Raw genomic sequence first — 16,601 nt, forward strand, 5'->3', positions numbered from 1 at the left:
GCGACGCTTGCCCAGGATAACCGCGAGGTACCGGAGACCGGACCGCGACGAATGGGGCGCAGCTTAGCCGAGGGGGATGACAATCGTTAGGATCGGAGCATTTCTCGGCGGCTCCTGCACTTTACATCGGCGGCAAGGCACCTAGTTTGGATGTTTCGCGCTGCGCATTTTTGTGCGTGGATGATCGTGAGCGGGACCGTGATCCATAGGCCGGCCCCCAAATTCCCAAAGGATGGCTGTTATGACACAGGCCAAGAACGGCGACACCGTACGCATCAACTACACTGGGCGTCTGGTGGACGGCACCCAATTCGATTCTTCAGGCAGTGAACCGCTGCAGTTCACACTCGGTGAAGGACAGGTAATTCCTGGTCTCGAAACCCATGTCGAGGGCATGGAGGTCGGCACGAAAAGCACCGTCACCGTTCCCGCTGACGCCGCCTATGGCCCTCATCGCCCCGAGGCGGTCGTAACCGTCGACCGCGCCGCGGTGCCGGCAAACATCAACGTCGATGTTGGCACCCGATTGCAGGCCCGCACCCGCGAAGGACGTCCCATGCAAGTGACGGTCATCGGCGTCGACGACGCCAGCGTCAAGCTCGACGGCAATCATCCGTTGGCGGGAAAGGACCTGGTGTTCGACGTTGAATTGGTCGAGATCGTTCAGGCGGCGTAGTCAGCGACTCTTTCCAGGGCTAGCTGTCGTCCTCGGTCACGGCAGGTGCCGCCTGTCCGGCAGCCTTGCGGCGCAGCATCTTGGTCAGCTTCCAGACTGTCGGGTTGTTCTTGATGAAGGCCTTCGCCCGCGCACCTTGCCGCATCGCCGCGGCCAACGCGTGGCCCTTCAGCGTCAGTGGCGCGAGCACCTCGAAATGCTGGACTTCGATATCGCACCAGAGCCGCTTGTAAGGCTCGTCGCCGACCGAGAAGTCGTACACGCCGAAACCAAGCTCGCAGGCTTCCTGGATGTTGTCGAAGAACAGGAAGTCGCCAGGGCTGGTGAAGGCGAGATCGTCCTCGGCGATGGCGCCAAACTCGCAGATCAGCCGCTTGCCCGAGCGGCTGGAGCCCGTCACCGCGCGCAGCTTTCCCGCCACGTCAAGGCCGTGCAGCAGGAAGGATGGCTTTTCCTCGGTCAGCGCATCGGTAAACAGCGCCCGGAAAAAGTCGCGCACCTGCCTGTCGCCGAAGACATTGGCGATGCCCATCTTGGCGAAACGCGTCGCCTTCATCTCGAGGAAGGCATCGAGCACCCTGTCGACCTCCTCGCGGGTGCGGGCCTCGATGCGGCGGAAGGTTCCGACTGCCTCGAACTTGCGCGTCTGCGAGCGGTGCTTCTTGCGCTTGCGCTTGCCGCTCGCGCGCGACAGCAGCGCGTCGAACCCGCCGTCGAGATCGACCGCGAGTGCAAGGTTCGGACTTGGGAAGCCGGGCAGCACGGCCAGTGGATTGGCGACGCCATCGAGATCCGGCAGCAGCCTTTCCAGTGAGATCAGGTCGATGTCCGGGCGCTTTCGGCTGATTGCCTTGAACATCGAGCGGATCGCCGGAGCGTCGATGGCGGGCAGAAAGCGCGGATCGGCTGCCGCGAAATTGCCGTTGGCGTGCCGACCGCCGGCGAAACGGGCAAGCTTGAAGGGACCGCGGCGAATGACTTCCAGCGCCAGCGAAAGCGCCGGGCGGCCGTCGCAGACAAGCGTCGCGACAACCATGTCGGCGCCCGTCGCGATTGCCCAGTTGTTCACCCAGGATGCGCTTTGCGCCGGCGCAAACAACGCCGAGGCGCAGAATTGAATGTAATCGGCAAGGCCGGCGCCATCGCGTGCGGTAGCGGTCAACCGGCCTTGATCGGCCTTCATCGGTCGCGTGGAAACCTCATTGGCAGCGACCCGGTTGCCGTCAAATGACGCGGCGGCGTCAACCATCCCTCAATCCTTAAGACGTATTGGTTGCAACCTGGGGTTCGCATAGGCGCAAGTCGTGCATGGATGAGCCTAGGCGCAAAAGGTGAAGGAATGATCGACGGGGGCGAGGCAATCCGGAAACTGGCGTTGAACCTTGCCCGCTACTCCGGTCTGGCGCCCCTGGCGCGGCCGTTTGTCGGCGGCATCGGCGCCATCCTGATGCTGCACCGCGTCACCGCGACACCGGAGAAGCCGAACAGCGTCAATCGGCATCTGAACATTGCTCCCGCTTTTCTTGACAGGCTTATCGCCGACATGAAGGCAAAGGGTTATGCCTTTGTTTCCCTTGATGAAGCGATCGAGCGGATCAAGGCTGATGGCAAGGGTGGCCAGTTCGCCACGATCACCGCCGATGACGCCTATCGCGACAACATGACGGAGGCGCTGCCGGTGCTCGAGAAGCACGGCGCGCCGATCACCATCTACGTCGCCCCCGGCTTGATCGACGGCGCCGTCGATCTCTGGTGGGATGTGATCGAGGACATCGTCGACACCAGTTCGCGCCTGACGCTGACGATGGCGGGCAAGCCGACGATGATCGATTGCTCGACATCAGGCAGGAAGATCCAGGCGGTCGAGCGGCTGAACGCATGGCTGACCGTGGAAGTACCCGAGGAAGAGCAGGGTGCGGCGCTGCGGGAACTGGCCCGTTCGAGCGGCCACGAATTGGGCACAGACCGCCCAGGCACCTTGATGAGCTGGGATGAGCTTCGCAGCATGGCCGCGCACCCATTGGTGACCATTGGCGCGCACACGGTCAATCATCGCAACTTGAAGCGGCTGTCCGAAGCCGATGCGCGCCATGAGATCGGCGACGTCCGCCGTATCCTCAAGGAAAAGCTCGGCGAGGAGCCGCGTCATCTGGCTTACCCCTATGGCTATGCCAGCGCCGTCGGCTGCCGCGAAGTGGGCTTTGCCCGCGACGCGGGCTATGCCTCGGCGGTGACCACTCGGCACGGTGTGCTAAGGGCCGAGCATGCCGGCTTCCTGCATGCTTTGCCGCGCATCTCCGTCAACGGCCGCTACCAGAGCGTCGCCCATATCCGCACGATGTTGTCCGGCATCACCACGCCGCTTGCCAATGCCGGCAAGATGGTGGTGACCATCTAGACGAGCCGGCGCCGCCGGCGTCGGCGCGGCTCAGCCCTTCGGCCGCGGCTCGATGATCAGCCATTTGATGATGGCCATGGCCGGCAGAACCCAAAGAAAGCCGCTGAGCAGGAAGAACAGGAGATGCGCGGTAGGCCCATACTCGGCGAGCCTGGTGACCGCGACGGCCGACGCGATCAGCGCGTAGATGATAACCAGCGCCACCAGCAGGATGGTTCCGATCAGCTTTTTCAGGCGAATGGGCATGTCGCGGTCTCGTTGACCCGTCTCGCTTAGGCTGAATGACATGCGCGTGCAACCGCCGCGGCCCGGCGCGACGGCGTGCCGCGCTGTCCAGTCTTGTCAGCCGGGCGGCCATGGTCCACCAATCCGCCGTTTTCAATCGTTGGAATACGCCCATGGCTGCCATCACCGCCACGGCCCCCTATGCCGCACGCGACCGAGATCTGCATAACCGCGTCCTGGTGCGCGGCTGGCTGTACGTCGTGGTGCTTGTGCTGTTCGCGCTGGTAGTGGTCGGCGGCTCCACCCGTCTCACCGGCTCTGGCCTGTCCATCACCCAGTGGCAGCCGATCCATGGCGTCATCCCGCCGCTCAACGATGCCGAGTGGCAGGAAGAGTTCCAGCGCTACCAGCAGATCCCGCAATATACCGAGATCAACAAGGGCATGAGCGTCGAGGACTTCAAGTCCATCTTCTGGTGGGAGTGGGTGCACCGCATCCTGGCGCGCGGCGTCGGCGTGGTCTTTGCCTTGCCACTGCTGTTCTTCTGGGCGACGCGCCGCATCGAACGCGGGCTTGGGCTGAAGCTCCTCGGGATCCTGGCGCTCGGCGGGCTGCAAGGCGCCATCGGTTGGTGGATGGTGGCTTCGGGCCTGGTCGACCGGGTCTCGGTCAGTCAATACCGGCTGGCGACACACCTGACGCTTGCCGCGCTGATCTTCACCGCCACCATGGCGGTCGCGCGAGGTCTCGCGCCGCATTCCGAGCCCGCCGCAGATCGTTCGACGCAGCGGCTCGCCGGCTTCATCGTGTTCTTGACGCTGATCCAGATCTATCTCGGCGGATTGGTCGCCGGCCTTCACGCCGGCCTTACCTACAACACATGGCCACTTATGGACGGAAAGGTGATCCCCTCCGATCTGCTTCTCCTGAAGCCCGCCTGGCTGAACTTCTTTGAAAATCCGAAGACGGTGCAGTTCGTCCACCGGCTGGGCGCCTATACGGTCTTTGTCATGGCGCTCTGGCATATGATCGCCACCTGGCGTCGTCAGCCCGGCACCACCCATGCCCGCCGCGCCACGCTTCTGTTCGCGCTGGTGGTCGTCCAGGCCTCGGTCGGCATCGGCACGCTGCTGATGCAGGTGCCGCTGCACATGGCTCTGACGCATCAGGCGATCGCGCTGGTCCTGCTCGGCTTTGCCACCGCGCATTGGCGCGGCAGCAAGGGCGCTTATCCGCTGCCGACGCAGATAAGTGTCAGAAGCTGACGGCCGGCGATCAGCATAGCGAGCGAAACCTTCGAACGGCCCAGCGCTCTGGAAACGCCTGCATTGCCGCTCAGTGCTTGATGCCGAGCATCAGGTCGAGATTCTGCACGGCGGCGCCCGACGCGCCCTTGCCGAGATTGTCGTAGACAGCCATCAGCAGCGCCTGCGCCCGCTCGTCATTGGCGAAGACGTAGACCTTCATCCGGTTGGTGCCGTTGTAGATTTCCGGATCGATCTCCGGGATGCGCTCCATATGGGTGTATGGCGCCACCTCGACCACGCCGCCGTCGATCGACGCATAATGGTCGGCGATCGCCGCGTGAAGCTCGGCGCCGGACGGCACGCGGTCGAGACCGCCAAGCTGCAGCGGCACCACGGTGATCATGCCCTGCGCGAAATTGCCCACCGCCGGCTGCATGATCGGGTCGTGCGACAGCTTCGCATAGGTGCGGAGCTCCGGCACATGCTTGTGCTGCAGCGTCAGCCCGTAGGGCAGGAACTCGGGCGCGTCCTCGCCCTTGCCGACATAATCCTCGATCATCGGCCGGCCGCCGCCGGAATAACCGGAAATGCCGTTGACGGTGATCGGAAAATCGGCCGGCAACAGGCCGGCGGAGACCAGCGGACGAAGCGTCGCGATCGGCCCTTGCGGCCAACAGCCGGGATTGGCGACACGCTTCGCGCTGGCAATCTTCTTCGCCTGGTCCTTGTCCATCTCGGCGAAGCCGTACTCCCAGCCCTCGGCGACGCGATGCGCGGTCGAGGCGTCGATCACCTTGGTCGTGTCGTTGGTGATCAGCGACACGCTTTCCTTTGCCGCCGCATCCGGCAGGCAAAGGATCGCGACATCGGCTGCGTTGAGGAATTCGGCGCGAGCGGCGGTCTCCTTGCGGCGCTCGGTCGGTATCGAGATGATCTCCAGGTCGCCGCGGTCGGCAAGCAGCGCCCTGATCTGCAGGCCCGTCGTGCCGTGTTCGCCGTCAATGAAGATTTTCGGTTTCATCGCTTACCAAATTCCCTGCGATTCCAATGTTATATGCCGTGAGCATGATTTATCGCGGCATGATTGCCGTTGTTCAACTCTTCCGCCCGTGCCTTTCGTTCCGCCAACAGGCCGAGATAGTGCATGGCGATGATCGATCCGGCGATCGCCGTTATATCGGCATGATCATAGGCCGGCGCAACCTCGACGATGTCGGCGCCGACGACATCCACCTGGCCGAGCTGGCGCAGCGTTGACAGCATCTTTGCCGAGGAAGGGCCGCCTGCGACAGGCGTGCCGGTGCCTGGCGCGAAGGCCGGATCGAGGCAGTCGATGTCGAAAGTCAGGTAGGTCTTCTTGCCGCCGGTGCGCTCGACGATCGCATAGGCGATGTCGGAGGCACGCATCTCCTCGACCTCGTGGCCGTAGAGGATCTTGATGCCGAACGTATCGGGCGCATGGGTGCGGATGCCGATCTGGATCGAGCGGTCCGGATCGATGATGCCTTCATTCACCGCGCGGGCAACGAAGGAGCCGTGGTCGATGCGCTTGCCGTCATCGGGCCAGGTGTCCTGATGCGCGTCGAACTGCACCAGCGCCAGCGGCCCATGGATTGCGGCATGCGCCTTGAGCACCGGCCAGGTGACGAAATGGTCGCCGCCGAGCGTCAGCAGGAACGCGCCTGATTTCAGGATCTTGGCCGCCTCGCGCTCGATGGTGCCCGGCGTCTTCTGGTGGTTGCCGCTGTCCAGCAGGCAATCGCCATAGTCGACCACCGAGAGGTGCTCGAACAGGTCGCGCGAGAACGGGTATTGCGGGTCGTTGTCGAGGATCGCCGAGGCGCGGCGGATTGCCTGCGGCCCGAAGCGGGCGCCGGGCCGGTTGGTAACGGCGGCGTCGAAGGGAATGCCCCACACCACGGCGTCCGCGCCCTTCACGTCCTTCGTGTATTTGCGCCGCATGAACGACAGCGCGCCGGCATAGGTCGGCTCGAGCGACGCGCCCGTCTTGGAGCGGGCGGTGAAGGCGTGGTCGATCTCTTTGTTCGCCATTACGGGTCCTCGGTTTGCATCGGGGCAGCCACCACTACAGAACCGGCACGCAACATGCCAGTCACAGCTTGCGGAAAGGAAGCGGCGCTCGGCGAGTGCCACGGCAACACAGGATCTGTATCATTATGGCTGAGACGGCTCTGCTCAACCTTGCGCCCGCGCCAGCGGCGACCCGTGTCGGCACGGCCGCCGGCGAGCGCTTCCTGGTGCTGGATTCCTGGCGCGGCATCTGCGCGCTGCTGGTCGCGTTGTTCCACTTCCCGACCACGTCGATGATTTCGCAAAGCGCCTTTGTCGGCGGCTCCTATCTGTTCGTCGATTTCTTCTTCGTACTCTCCGGCTTCGTCATCGCCAGCGCCTATGGCAGCCGGCTGAACGAGCAGGATGATCTTGCCCGCTTCGCGCTGGTGCGCTTCGGCCGCATCTATCCGCTGCATCTCCTGATGCTTGCCGCTTTCGCCGGCTTCGAGGCGCTGCGGCTCGTCTTGCCGGCCCTGCACGGAACTGGTCCGGCACCCTTCACCGCCGGTTTCGATCTGAAAAGCCTCGTCGCCAACCTGTTTCTTTTGCAGGGCATGGGCGTCGAGGATCATCTGAGCTGGAACGCGCCGAGCTGGAGCATTTCGGCCGAGTTCTTTACCTATCTCATCTTCGCCGCCATCGTCTTCGCGGCCGGCCAGCGCGCCTGGATATGGTTCGTCGCCGCCACCGTGACGGCGCCGCTTTTCCTGCTCGCGGTCTCGACGCGTCATATGGACGTGTCCTTCGATTTCGGCTTCATCCGCTGCCTTTACGGCTTCTCGCTCGGCGCGTTGCTTGCCTGGTTTCAACACGATTCCATTGCAGAGGCGCGACAGGCGCTCAGCGGCGGGGCAGGGCGCCTCGCCTGGACGATTGCGGAGCTTGCGATGATCGCGGGGATCGCGCTGTTCGTCTCCATTGCCGGCACCAACGACATCGGCATCGCGGCGCCGGTCGTCTTCGCGCTGGCGCTTTATCTCTTTGCGCATGAGGGCGGGTGGGTCAGCGCGGCTTTGCGCAGCCCGCCGATGCTGCTGCTCGGCTCGCTCTCCTATTCGATCTACATGGTCCACATCTTCGTCCAGGCGCGCATGATCAATGCCGGGGGCCTGGTCGAGCGCAAGCTCGGGCTCGGCATCGTCGGCGACCTGATGCTGCGCGGCGACCATGCGACGGGCTTCGGCGCCGGTTCGCCATGGATTGGCTTCGCGGCTTTGATCGCGATGTTGATCGCTGTCATCGTCGCGTCGTGGTTCACCTGGCGCTTCGTTGAAATGCCCGCGCTTGGCTGGTTTCGCCGTCTTTCCAAACGGATTTGAAGAGCCTTGGTGCAAGACGGATAGCCGGCTTCGTTCACCGCCCTGTCATGGGCATCGCCTAACCGGGTCCCGACCCGGAATGGAGCGATTCCCCGATGCGAACACCCTGGCTGAGCCTTTTTCTTTCCGCCGCGCTTGGTGCAATTCCTAATCAAAGTTTAGCCGGCGAGACGCGCGCCGCCCAAATCCTCGACCGTTTCGAACATGCCAATCAGTGGCGCGACCATGTGATGATTGCCGCGCATCGCGCCGGCAGCATGCAAGCCGGCAAGACGCTCTACGCCGAGAATTCGCTGGCCGCCGTCGAGGGTTCGATCGCCATCGGCGCTGAGATCGTCGAGGTCGACGTCAGGCGCGCTAAGGACGGCACGTTCGTCATCATGCATGACAGCTGGCTCGACCGCACGACCACCTGCAGAGGCGAGGTGGTGAACTATACGCTTGCCGAGCTGAAGACGTGCCGGCTGGTCATAGAGGGCACGGGCGCCGTCACCAACGAGACGGTGTCGACGCTGCGCGAGATGCTGCTGGCGACCAGGGACAAGATCCTGATCAACCTCGACAACAAGCTGGAGGTGACCGACCTGCCGGGCATGATCGCGGAGGCGCGCGATCTCGGCATGGCCGATCAGGTGATCGTCAAGGAGAACCTCTGGAACCGGCAGGGCATCGATGCCGCGAGCGCCGCGCTCGCCAAGGCTGGCGGTGGCTTCCAGTTCATGCCGATCTTGGCCGACGACGCCGTGCATGACGCCGTCTTCGCCGCCGAGGTCGACAAGGCGTTCGCGCCTCATGCCATCGAGCTGATCAATTGGCGCAACGGCGCGGAAACGCTGACGTCGAACGGCGGCCCGCTGTTCAGCAGTCACATGCGGGCGGAAGCGGCCCGCGGCGGCTGGCATCTCTGGGCCGACACTTACGCCATCGTCCACAAGCCGGGCGGCTTCCTTGCCGGCGGCCGCGGGGATGAACTCGCCGTCGCCGCCGGCCTGCCGCGCGAAGCCTGGGGTTTCTGGGTCGACCGCGGCGCAACGATCATCCAGACCGACGAGCCGAAAGCGGCGATCGAGTGGCTGGCGGCGAATGGTTATCGCGTGCCGTACACGACGGACATCAAGCAAGCCGAGCCGGCGCGTACGGCGAGTATTAATTAGAGCCGGCGCTTCACCCCGCCGGGCGTTCGCGCCGACCTCCCCATCGAGGGGAGGTAGAACGTCGTGCCAAACTGCCGTCGCTGCATGCCTGCGGCATCCTGAATGCAAAACCGGCGTTCGAGCATAAAGCGCGGCGCCCTACCTCCCCTTGATGGGGAGGTCGCGCCGCAGGCGCGGGCGGGGTGCTGCGCCGACCTACGCCGCTTTCGCCACGCCATCCAACTCGCGCAGCACATCCGCCGATAGCTCCAGTTCCGCGGCCGCCAGATTCTCGCGCAAATGCCCGACCGACGACGTGCCCGGGATCAAGAGGATGTTGGGCGACCGCTGCAGCAGCCATGCCAGCGCTACCTGCATTGGCGTGGCGCCGAGCCGTTCCGCGACGCCCGAGAGCGTCGACGACTGCAGCGGGCTGAACCCGCCGAGCGGGAAGAACGGCACATAGGCGATGCCGTCGCGCGCCAGCTCGTCGATCAGCGCGTCGTCGTCGCGATGCGCCAGATTGTACTGGTTCTGCACGCAGACGATGTCGCAGATCTTCCGGCCTTCCGCGATCTGCGCGCGGGTGACATTGCTCAAGCCGATATGGCGCACCAGCCCTTTGCGCTGAAGTTCGGCGAGCTTGGTGACCTGCGCCTCGATGGAGCCCTCCGCGGGACCATGCACCCCGAACATGATACGCAGATTGACGACGTCCATCGCCTCGAGGCCAAGATTGCGGAGATTATCGTGCACGGCCTGCTCTAGCTCATCGGCTGTGAAGGCCGGCAGCCAAGAGGCGTCTTCGCCACGGCGGGCGCCGATCTTGGTGACGATGGTGAGGTCGTCGGGGTAGGGCGACAGCGCCTCACGGATCAGCCTGTTGGTGACGTAGGGCCCGTAATAATCGCTGGTGTCGATATGGTTCACGCCTTGCGCCACCGCTTCGCGCAGCACGGCAATCGCCGCGTCATGGTCTTTCGGCGGACCGAAAACGCCTTTGCCCGCAAGCTGCATGGCGCCGTAGCCGAGGCGGTGGACCGAGCGGTCGCCGAGTTTATAGGTACCGGATTTGTTTACGCTGGACATCGTGGTCTCCTTCGCTGTCGAGCACGGAGATAGGGCATGGCCGCTGTCCCGATAACCGGGTATACCTGGCACGACCCGTGCGGAAATAAGAACAATGGCAGCTGACCTTAACGATCTCCAGGCATTTATGGCCGTCGCGCGCGCCGGCGGCTTTCGCGAAGCGGCCCGCGTCACGGCAGGCAGCGCGTCCGTGCTCAGCGAAGCCATTCGCCGTCTGGAAACCCAGCTCGGTGTCAGGCTCTTCAATCGCACCACGCGCAGTGTCGCCCTGACCGAGGCAGGCGCCGGCCTGCTGGCGCGTCTTGGCCCCGCGCTGGGTGAGGTGGAGGCCGCGCTCGACGTCGTGAACGGCTATCGCGACCGGCCAGCCGGGACCTTGCGCCTTAATGTGCCGATCAGCGCCTCACGGCTGGTCCTGCCAAAAATCGTTCCGGGATTTCTCGCCGCCTATCCGGCCATTCGCCTGGAAGTGATCGCGGAGGAGAACTTCGTCGATCTGCTGGTGGCAGGCTGCGATGCCGGCATCCGCTATGACGAGCGGCTAGAGCAGGACATGATCGCCGTGCCGATCGGACCGCGCACGCAGCGTTTCACGACGTCCGCCGCGCCGGCCTATCTTGACCGGCACGGCCGGCCGCAGCACCCGCGCGACCTGCTTGGCCATGCCTGCGTGCGCGGCCGCTTCCCGAGCGGGGTCATGATGCCCTGGGAGTTCGAGCGGGATGGGGAGGTGGTGCGGGTCGACACCACGGGACCATTGCTCGTCAGCATCGGCGGGGGCGTCGATCTCGCCATCGATGCGGCGATCGCCGGCGTCGGCATTCTCTGGCTGTTCGAGGACTGGGTACGCCCGCATTTCGAGAGCGGCACGCTGGAACCCGTGCTTGAGCCGTGGTGGCAGAGCTTTTCGGGTCCGTTTCTCTACTATCCCGGGCGCCGTCTGGTGCCCGCGCCGCTGCGCGCCTTCATCGACTACGTCAAAACGCCGGCCGGACACTGGTAGCGGAAAACAAAAAGGCCACCCGGAGGCGGCCTTTTCGAAAGCTTGGATTTCGCAGCGCTTAGCGCTTCGAGAACTGGAAGCTGCGGCGGGCCTTCGCCTTGCCGTACTTCTTGCGCTCGACAACGCGGCTGTCGCGGGTCAGGAAGCCGCCCTTCTTGAGCACCGAGCGCAGGCCCGGCTCATAGTAGGTCAGCGCCTTGGAGATGCCGTGACGCACCGCACCGGCCTGGCCGGAGAGGCCGCCGCCGATGACGGTGGCGACGATGTCGTACTGGCCGGCGCGGTTAGCCGCGACGATCGGCTGGTTGAGGATCATCTGCAGCACCGGACGCGCGAAATAGGTCGCGAATTCCTTGTCGTTGACAGTGATCTTGCCGGAGCCCGGCTTCACCCAGACACGCGCGATGGCGTTCTTGCGCTTGCCGGTGGCATAGGCGCGGCCCGACTTGTCGAGCTTCTGGACATGCACGGGCGCGGCCGGCTGCGCGGCGACGGTCCCGAGTTCTGCGAGCGAGGAAAGCTCAGCCATTACGAAGCCCTCTTGTTCTTGGAGTTCAGCTTGGCCACGTCGAGCGTGACGGGCTGCTGGGCGGTGTGCGGATGCTCGGCGCCTGCATAGACGCGCAGATTCTTCATCTGGCGACGGCCAAGCGGGCCGCGCGGGATCATGCGCTCGACGGCCTTCTCGACGACGCGCTCCGGGAAACGGCCCTCGAGCAGCTGGCGCGCGGTGCGCTCCTTGATGCCGCCGGGATGGCCGGTGTGCCAGTAGTAGACCTTGTCGGTGTACTTCTTGCCGGTGAACACCACCTTGTCGGCATTGATGACGATGACATTGTCGCCATCATCGACATGCGGGGTGAAGGTGGGCTTGTGCTTGCCGCGCAGATGGTTGGCGATGACAGTGGCCAGACGACCGACGACGAGACCTTCGGCGTCGATCAGCACCCACTTCTTCACCACATCCGCAGGCTTCTGCGAAAAGGTAGCCATGGTTTTGCTCTCAGGTTGACCTTCCCTGCAAAGGGCAGGAGAAGGCGTTTCTTGTTGCTTGGATTGACGGGAAGGCCGGAGCCACCCGCCAAATAACAAAACGGCGGCCATTGCGGGCCGCTGCTTCGGGTGGGCTTATAGGCGAGGGCGCCTGACGCGTCAAGGCAACGGAAAACGAGTTTCAGCGAATAAATATAATAAAAACAACGCGTTGATAAGACGGTATTATTTTACCGCATCACTATCACGCTTCCTCGGGATCGAGTAGGTCCCCGTGGCGTGCGCCACAGTGTGCCCATCCGGGCCTGCCACGATGTCGATGTCGAACACCATCAGGCTTTTGCCGAGCTTCAGGATCCGGCAATGGCCATCGATCGGACCGGCTTCGGCCTTGCGCATGAAGTTGATGTCGAGGTTGACCGTCACCGAAAGCGCGTCCGGTCCGGCGTGGCTGAGCACGCAGACATAGCCGCCAATGTCGGCAAGCGTGAACAGCGATGGACCGGATACCGTTCCGCCGGGACGCAGATGCCGCTCGTCGGCATTGAGCCGAACCGTGCAGCCGCCGGGAAACACGTCGATCGCCTCGTAGGAGGTGAAGTTGTCGTTGAGTTGCGGATAGACGCTTGCCATCAGCGCGTTGACTTCCGCCGCATTGAGCATGGGCTTCAGATCGCTTTGGGCAGGCATGGCGGCGTCCTATATGAAAGGTGGGCTCCGGGCGATGTGCCTGGACCAAACGGTGCGACGGAGAAAACACGTCTCGCGGCTGTTCTTCAACCGGCAGCGTGCTAGTTCTGTTGCTCCATGCGCCGCAAGCGCTGACCCGAGAGATTGGACATGGCTGAAGTTGTTGCCATCAAGCCCGCCGTCGTCGACGGCCCCGTTCTTGTCAGCCAGGACAAGGGCATTTTGCGTCTCACGCTGGCCAGCCCGCCGGCCAATGCGCTGTCGCTGGCGACGATGGCGGCGCTGCAAGCCGAGTTCGATCGCGTGAGAGAAGACAAATCCGTGCGCGTGATCATCCTGGCGGCGTCGGGCAAAGTGTTCTGCGCCGGTCACGACCTCAAGGAGATGACGGCGCACCGCGCCGAAGCGGATCGCGGCAAGGCTTTCTTCGAAAAGACCTTCGCCGCCTGCGCGACGTTGATGCAGACCATCGTGTGCCACCCCAAGCCGGTGATCGCCGAGGTCGACGGCCTGGCGACCGCCGCCGGCCTCCAACTCGTCGCGAGCTGCGATCTCGCCATCGCCTCGCACGAGGCGAGCTTCTGCACGCCGGGCGTCAACATCGGCCTGTTCTGCTCGACGCCGATGGTGGCGCTGTCGCGCAACGTCTCGCGCAAGCAGGCGATGGAAATGCTGCTCACCGGCGAGACGATCGACGCCGCGACCGCCAAGGAGTTCGGCCTGATCAACCGCATTGTGCCGCGCGAATATCTGAATCAGGTTGTCAACAAATACGCGCAAACCATTGCTTCAAAATCATCTTTGGTGGTCAAGACCGGCAAGGAAGCGTTCTATGCCCAGGCCGAGATGGGACTGGGCGACGCCTATGCCTATACCGGCCGTGTGATGGTGGAAAACATGCTGGCCCGCGACGCCGAGGAAGGCATCGGCGCCTTCATCGGCAAGCGCAAGCCGGAATGGACAGACGAGTAGCGGCTTGAATGGGTCCGCGCCATTCCATCGCTAAGGGTTCGACGTGGCTGCCCGCAAGCAACTGACGCGGCTGAAAGCGCCCTACCTCAAGCGCATCCTGCTTGAGCCGTCGCGTGTTGCCGACTGGGAGCAATATCCCTGGAACCTGCCGATTTTCCGCGACCGCGAGTTAGAGTTCGAATTCGCCTCGGCCCTCACCATCATCGTCGGCGAGAACGGCACCGGCAAATCGACGCTGCTGGAAGCGATCGGAGCATTGGCAGGCTATGACGAGGCAGGCGGCGGCAAGGGGTATCGTCCGGTAGATCATTCCATCGCAATCGACAAAAGCGGCGCGGCGCTTGCAGACACGCTGCGCGGCCATTGGCTGCCGAAGGTTACGGCCGGCTGGTTCTTCCGCGCCGAATCCTTCTACTCGGTCGCGCGCTACCTCGATAAGGTTGCGCTCGAGGATCCGTTCAAACCACCACCGCCAGATTTCCTGTCCTGGTCGCATGGCGAGGGTTTTATTCGCTTCTTCGAGGAGCGCTGCCGCAGGCAAGGCATCTACATCCTCGACGAGCCCGAAAGCGCGCTGTCGCCGACACGCCAGATCGAGCTGCTCAAATTGCTTCAACGCATGGAGCAGTCCGGCACGGAGCAGGTGATCATGGCCACGCACTCGCCGCTGCTGATGGCTTGTCCGAACGCGCGGCTCTTCCGCATAAGCCGCTTCGGCCTCGATCCGATCGATTTTCAAGACACCGATCATTTTCGCATGATGCGCGACTTCTGCAGCGATCCGGCTGCCTTTCTCGCCGAAGCGCTGTATGAGGACGAGCCATGAACCACGACACTTACGACAACGCCTACATCGCCGGCATCCTGAATTCGGTAAAGACGATCGCCATGGTCGGCGCCTCGCCCAACGACGTGCGGCCAAGCTACTTCGTGCTGAAATATCTTTTGGCCAAGGGTTTTTCGGTGATCCCGATCAACCCTGGCCAAGCCGGCAAGCAGATCCTCGGGCAGACCGTCTATGCCAGCTTGGCCGACCTGCCGCATCCGGTCGACATGGTCGACATCTTTCGCGGCTCCGCGGCGGTGCCCGGCATCATCGACCAGGTGCTGAAGCTCGACCCGCTGCCCAAAGTCGTCTGGATGCAGCTTGGCGTGCACCATGACGAGGCCGCTGCCCGCGCCGAGGCAGCCGGCATCAAGGTGGTGATGAATCGCTGCCCGAAGATCGAATATGGCAAGCTGTCGGGTGAGATCGGCTGGACTGGTGTCAACTCCGGCGTTCTGTCGTCGAAAAAGCCGTTGATGCGCCAGGGATTTCAGAGCTTCGGCGTGCGGCAGAAGTAGGCCCCCAGCGGTTCGCGCAAAATTATTCCGGGAAGAAACGCATTTTCCCGGGCGTTCGCGGCAGATCGCACCCGGAAAGGTATTTTCTTCTTTGCATTCCAACTCGGGCTTCGCCAAGAATGCCCGGCGATTTTTCGAAGATCAGGAGAGGGATTTCGATGACCCGTACGCCCGGTTTCAACACCTTGGCCGTTCATGCCGGCGCCAAGCCCGATCCGGCCACTGGCGCTCGCGCCACGCCGATCTACCAGACCACCTCCTTCGTCTTCGACGATGCCGACCACGCCGCTTCGCTGTTCGGGCTGAAGGCCTTCGGCAACATTTACACCCGCATCATGAACCCGACGCAGGCGGTGCTCGAGGAGCGCGTCGCAGCGCTTGAAGGCGGCACCGCCGCGCTTGCCGTCGCCTCGGGTCATGCCGCGCAGGTCATCGTCTTCCACAATCTGATGCAGCCCGGCGACAATTTCATTGCCGCCAACAAGCTATACGGCGGTTCGATCAACCAGTTCGGCCACGCCTTCAAGAATTATGGCTGGGAGGTGCGCTGGGCCGACGTCAACGACCTCTCGACCTTCGAGAGCCAGATCGACGACAAGACCAAGGCGATCTTCATCGAAAGCCTCGCCAACCCCGGCGGCGTCTTCGTCGACATCGAGAAGATCGGCGACATCGCCCGCAGGCATGGCCTGCCCCTGATCGTCGACAACACGCTGGCTTCGCCCTATCTGGTGCGGCCCATCGAGCACGGCGCCGACATCGTCGTCCATTCGCTGACAAAATTTATCGGCGGACACGGCAATTCGATCGGCGGCGTTATCGTCGACGGCGGCACGTTCGACTGGTCGAAGTCGGGCAAGTATCCGATGCTGTCGGAGCCGCGGCCTGAATATGGCGGCCTGGTGCTGCACGAGACCTTCGGCAACTTCGCTTTTGCCATCGCCGCGCGCGTGCTCGGCCTGCGCGACCTTGGCCCGGCGATCTCGCCCTTCAACGCCTTCCTGATCCTGACCGGCCTGGAGACGCTGCCGCTCAGGATGCAGCGCCATTGCGACAACGCCGCGAGCGTTGCCGGCTGGCTCTCAAACCATCCCAAGGTTGCCTGGGTGAATTATCCAGGGTTGCCGAGCGACAAGAACAACGCGCTGCAGAAGAAGTATTCGCCGCAGGGCGCGGGCGCCGTGTTTACCTTCGGTCTCAAGGGCGGCTACGAGGCCGGCGTCAAATTCGTCGAGGCGCTGGAACTGTTCTCGCATCTGGCCAATGTCGGCGACACCAAGTCGCTGGTCATCCACCCGGCCTCGACCACGCACCGCCAGCTTTCCGACGAGCAAAAGGTCAAGGCCGGCGCCGGGCCGGATACGGTACGGTTGTCGATCGGCATCGAGGACGTCAACGACATCGTCGCCGATCTCGAACAGGCACTGAGCAAGGTCTGA

18 protein-coding genes are annotated in these 16,601 nt (G+C 63.6%); 10 read left to right on the forward strand and 8 right to left on the reverse strand.

Translation table 11 applies throughout. The annotated features are described in order from the left end of the window. The first annotated feature begins 241 nt into the window (after window positions 1–241). On the forward strand, window positions 242–676 hold the full coding sequence (locus EN862_RS21410; protein WP_127867873.1) for a peptidylprolyl isomerase: 435 nt from the start codon (window positions 242–244) through the stop codon (window positions 674–676). A gap of 19 nt (window positions 677–695) precedes the next feature. On the opposite strand, the gene EN862_RS21415 is transcribed toward EN862_RS21410, so the two are convergent. Next, window positions 696–1,925 carry a GNAT family N-acetyltransferase gene (locus EN862_RS21415; RefSeq protein WP_127867874.1) on the reverse strand — a complete coding sequence of 410 codons (1,230 nt, stop codon included), beginning with the start codon at window positions 1,923–1,925 and terminating at the stop codon, window positions 696–698. A gap of 90 nt (window positions 1,926–2,015) precedes the next feature. On the opposite strand from EN862_RS21415, the gene EN862_RS21420 reads away from it, so the two are divergent. Beyond that, complete coding sequence (locus tag EN862_RS21420) at window positions 2,016–3,074, forward strand: polysaccharide deacetylase family protein (RefSeq protein WP_127867875.1); 1,059 nt, start codon at window positions 2,016–2,018, stop codon at window positions 3,072–3,074. A gap of 30 nt (window positions 3,075–3,104) precedes the next feature. Here EN862_RS21420 and EN862_RS21425 read toward each other — a convergent pair whose 3' ends face one another. After that, the gene (locus tag EN862_RS21425; RefSeq protein WP_042643947.1) at window positions 3,105–3,320 is read right to left on the reverse strand and encodes a DUF2842 domain-containing protein; all 216 of its coding nucleotides are present in this window, start codon (window positions 3,318–3,320) and stop codon (window positions 3,105–3,107) included. A 152-nt stretch (window positions 3,321–3,472) separates the two neighbouring features. Here EN862_RS21425 and EN862_RS21430 point away from each other — a divergent pair, with 152 nt between their 5' ends. After that, window positions 3,473–4,564, forward strand: a complete 1,092-nt coding sequence (locus EN862_RS21430) for a COX15/CtaA family protein (protein ID WP_127867876.1) — start codon at window positions 3,473–3,475, stop codon at window positions 4,562–4,564. 70 nt (window positions 4,565–4,634) lie between these two features. Here the strand turns inward: EN862_RS21430 and argC are convergent, their stop codons facing one another. Together argC and speB are read right to left on the reverse strand one after the other, a co-directional pair. Then, window positions 4,635–5,567, reverse strand: coding sequence for an N-acetyl-gamma-glutamyl-phosphate reductase (argC, locus tag EN862_RS21435; protein ID WP_127867877.1), 933 nt, complete (start codon window positions 5,565–5,567; stop codon window positions 4,635–4,637). A gap of 29 nt (window positions 5,568–5,596) precedes the next feature. After that, window positions 5,597–6,598 carry an agmatinase gene (gene speB, locus EN862_RS21440; RefSeq protein WP_127867878.1) on the reverse strand — a complete coding sequence of 334 codons (1,002 nt, stop codon included), beginning with the start codon at window positions 6,596–6,598 and terminating at the stop codon, window positions 5,597–5,599. Window positions 6,599–6,723: 125 nt separating this feature from the next. Here speB and EN862_RS21445 point away from each other — a divergent pair, with 125 nt between their 5' ends. Both EN862_RS21445 and EN862_RS21450 read left to right on the forward strand, forming a co-directional pair. Next, on the forward strand, window positions 6,724–7,938 hold the full coding sequence (locus EN862_RS21445) for an acyltransferase (protein WP_127867879.1): 1,215 nt from the start codon (window positions 6,724–6,726) through the stop codon (window positions 7,936–7,938). Window positions 7,939–8,033: 95 nt separating this feature from the next. Next, window positions 8,034–9,092, forward strand: coding sequence for a glycerophosphodiester phosphodiesterase family protein (locus EN862_RS21450; RefSeq protein WP_127867880.1), 1,059 nt, complete (start codon window positions 8,034–8,036; stop codon window positions 9,090–9,092). Between the two features lie 195 nt (window positions 9,093–9,287). On the opposite strand, the gene EN862_RS21455 is transcribed toward EN862_RS21450, so the two are convergent. Further along, complete coding sequence (locus EN862_RS21455; protein WP_127867881.1) at window positions 9,288–10,160, reverse strand: aldo/keto reductase family oxidoreductase; 873 nt, start codon at window positions 10,158–10,160, stop codon at window positions 9,288–9,290. 94 nt (window positions 10,161–10,254) lie between these two features. Between EN862_RS21455 and EN862_RS21460 the strand changes: the two genes are divergently transcribed. Then, complete coding sequence (locus tag EN862_RS21460; RefSeq protein ID WP_127867882.1) at window positions 10,255–11,163, forward strand: LysR family transcriptional regulator; 909 nt, start codon at window positions 10,255–10,257, stop codon at window positions 11,161–11,163. Window positions 11,164–11,221: 58 nt separating this feature from the next. Here EN862_RS21460 and rpsI read toward each other — a convergent pair whose 3' ends face one another. From rpsI to EN862_RS21475, 3 genes are all read right to left on the reverse strand, one after another. Continuing rightward, window positions 11,222–11,692, reverse strand: coding sequence for a 30S ribosomal protein S9 (gene rpsI / locus EN862_RS21465; protein ID WP_040999876.1), 471 nt, complete (start codon window positions 11,690–11,692; stop codon window positions 11,222–11,224). Continuing rightward, window positions 11,692–12,156, reverse strand: coding sequence for a 50S ribosomal protein L13 (gene rplM / locus EN862_RS21470; protein WP_040983169.1), 465 nt, complete (start codon window positions 12,154–12,156; stop codon window positions 11,692–11,694). The genes rpsI and rplM overlap by 1 nt, the downstream gene beginning before the upstream one ends. A gap of 225 nt (window positions 12,157–12,381) precedes the next feature. Beyond that, on the reverse strand, window positions 12,382–12,846 hold the full coding sequence (locus EN862_RS21475; RefSeq protein ID WP_127867883.1) for a PaaI family thioesterase: 465 nt from the start codon (window positions 12,844–12,846) through the stop codon (window positions 12,382–12,384). A gap of 150 nt (window positions 12,847–12,996) precedes the next feature. On the opposite strand from EN862_RS21475, the gene EN862_RS21480 reads away from it, so the two are divergent. From EN862_RS21480 to EN862_RS21495, 4 genes are all read left to right on the forward strand, one after another. Beyond that, window positions 12,997–13,818 (forward strand): enoyl-CoA hydratase, encoded by an 822-nt coding sequence (locus EN862_RS21480; RefSeq protein WP_127867884.1) that lies wholly within the window; start codon window positions 12,997–12,999, stop codon window positions 13,816–13,818. A gap of 43 nt (window positions 13,819–13,861) precedes the next feature. Then, window positions 13,862–14,644 carry an AAA family ATPase gene (locus tag EN862_RS21485; protein ID WP_127867885.1) on the forward strand — a complete coding sequence of 261 codons (783 nt, stop codon included), beginning with the start codon at window positions 13,862–13,864 and terminating at the stop codon, window positions 14,642–14,644. Next, the gene (locus tag EN862_RS21490; protein ID WP_127867886.1) at window positions 14,641–15,162 is read left to right on the forward strand and encodes a CoA-binding protein; all 522 of its coding nucleotides are present in this window, start codon (window positions 14,641–14,643) and stop codon (window positions 15,160–15,162) included. The genes EN862_RS21485 and EN862_RS21490 overlap by 4 nt, the downstream gene beginning before the upstream one ends. Before the next feature lie 158 nt (window positions 15,163–15,320). Beyond that, entirely contained in the window at window positions 15,321–16,601 is a 1,281-nt protein-coding gene (locus EN862_RS21495; RefSeq protein ID WP_127867887.1) for an O-acetylhomoserine aminocarboxypropyltransferase, read from the forward strand.

Origin of the sequence: Mesorhizobium sp. M2E.F.Ca.ET.219.01.1.1, assembly GCF_004016445.2 — a bacterium.
Classification (GTDB): domain Bacteria; phylum Pseudomonadota; class Alphaproteobacteria; order Rhizobiales; family Rhizobiaceae; genus Mesorhizobium.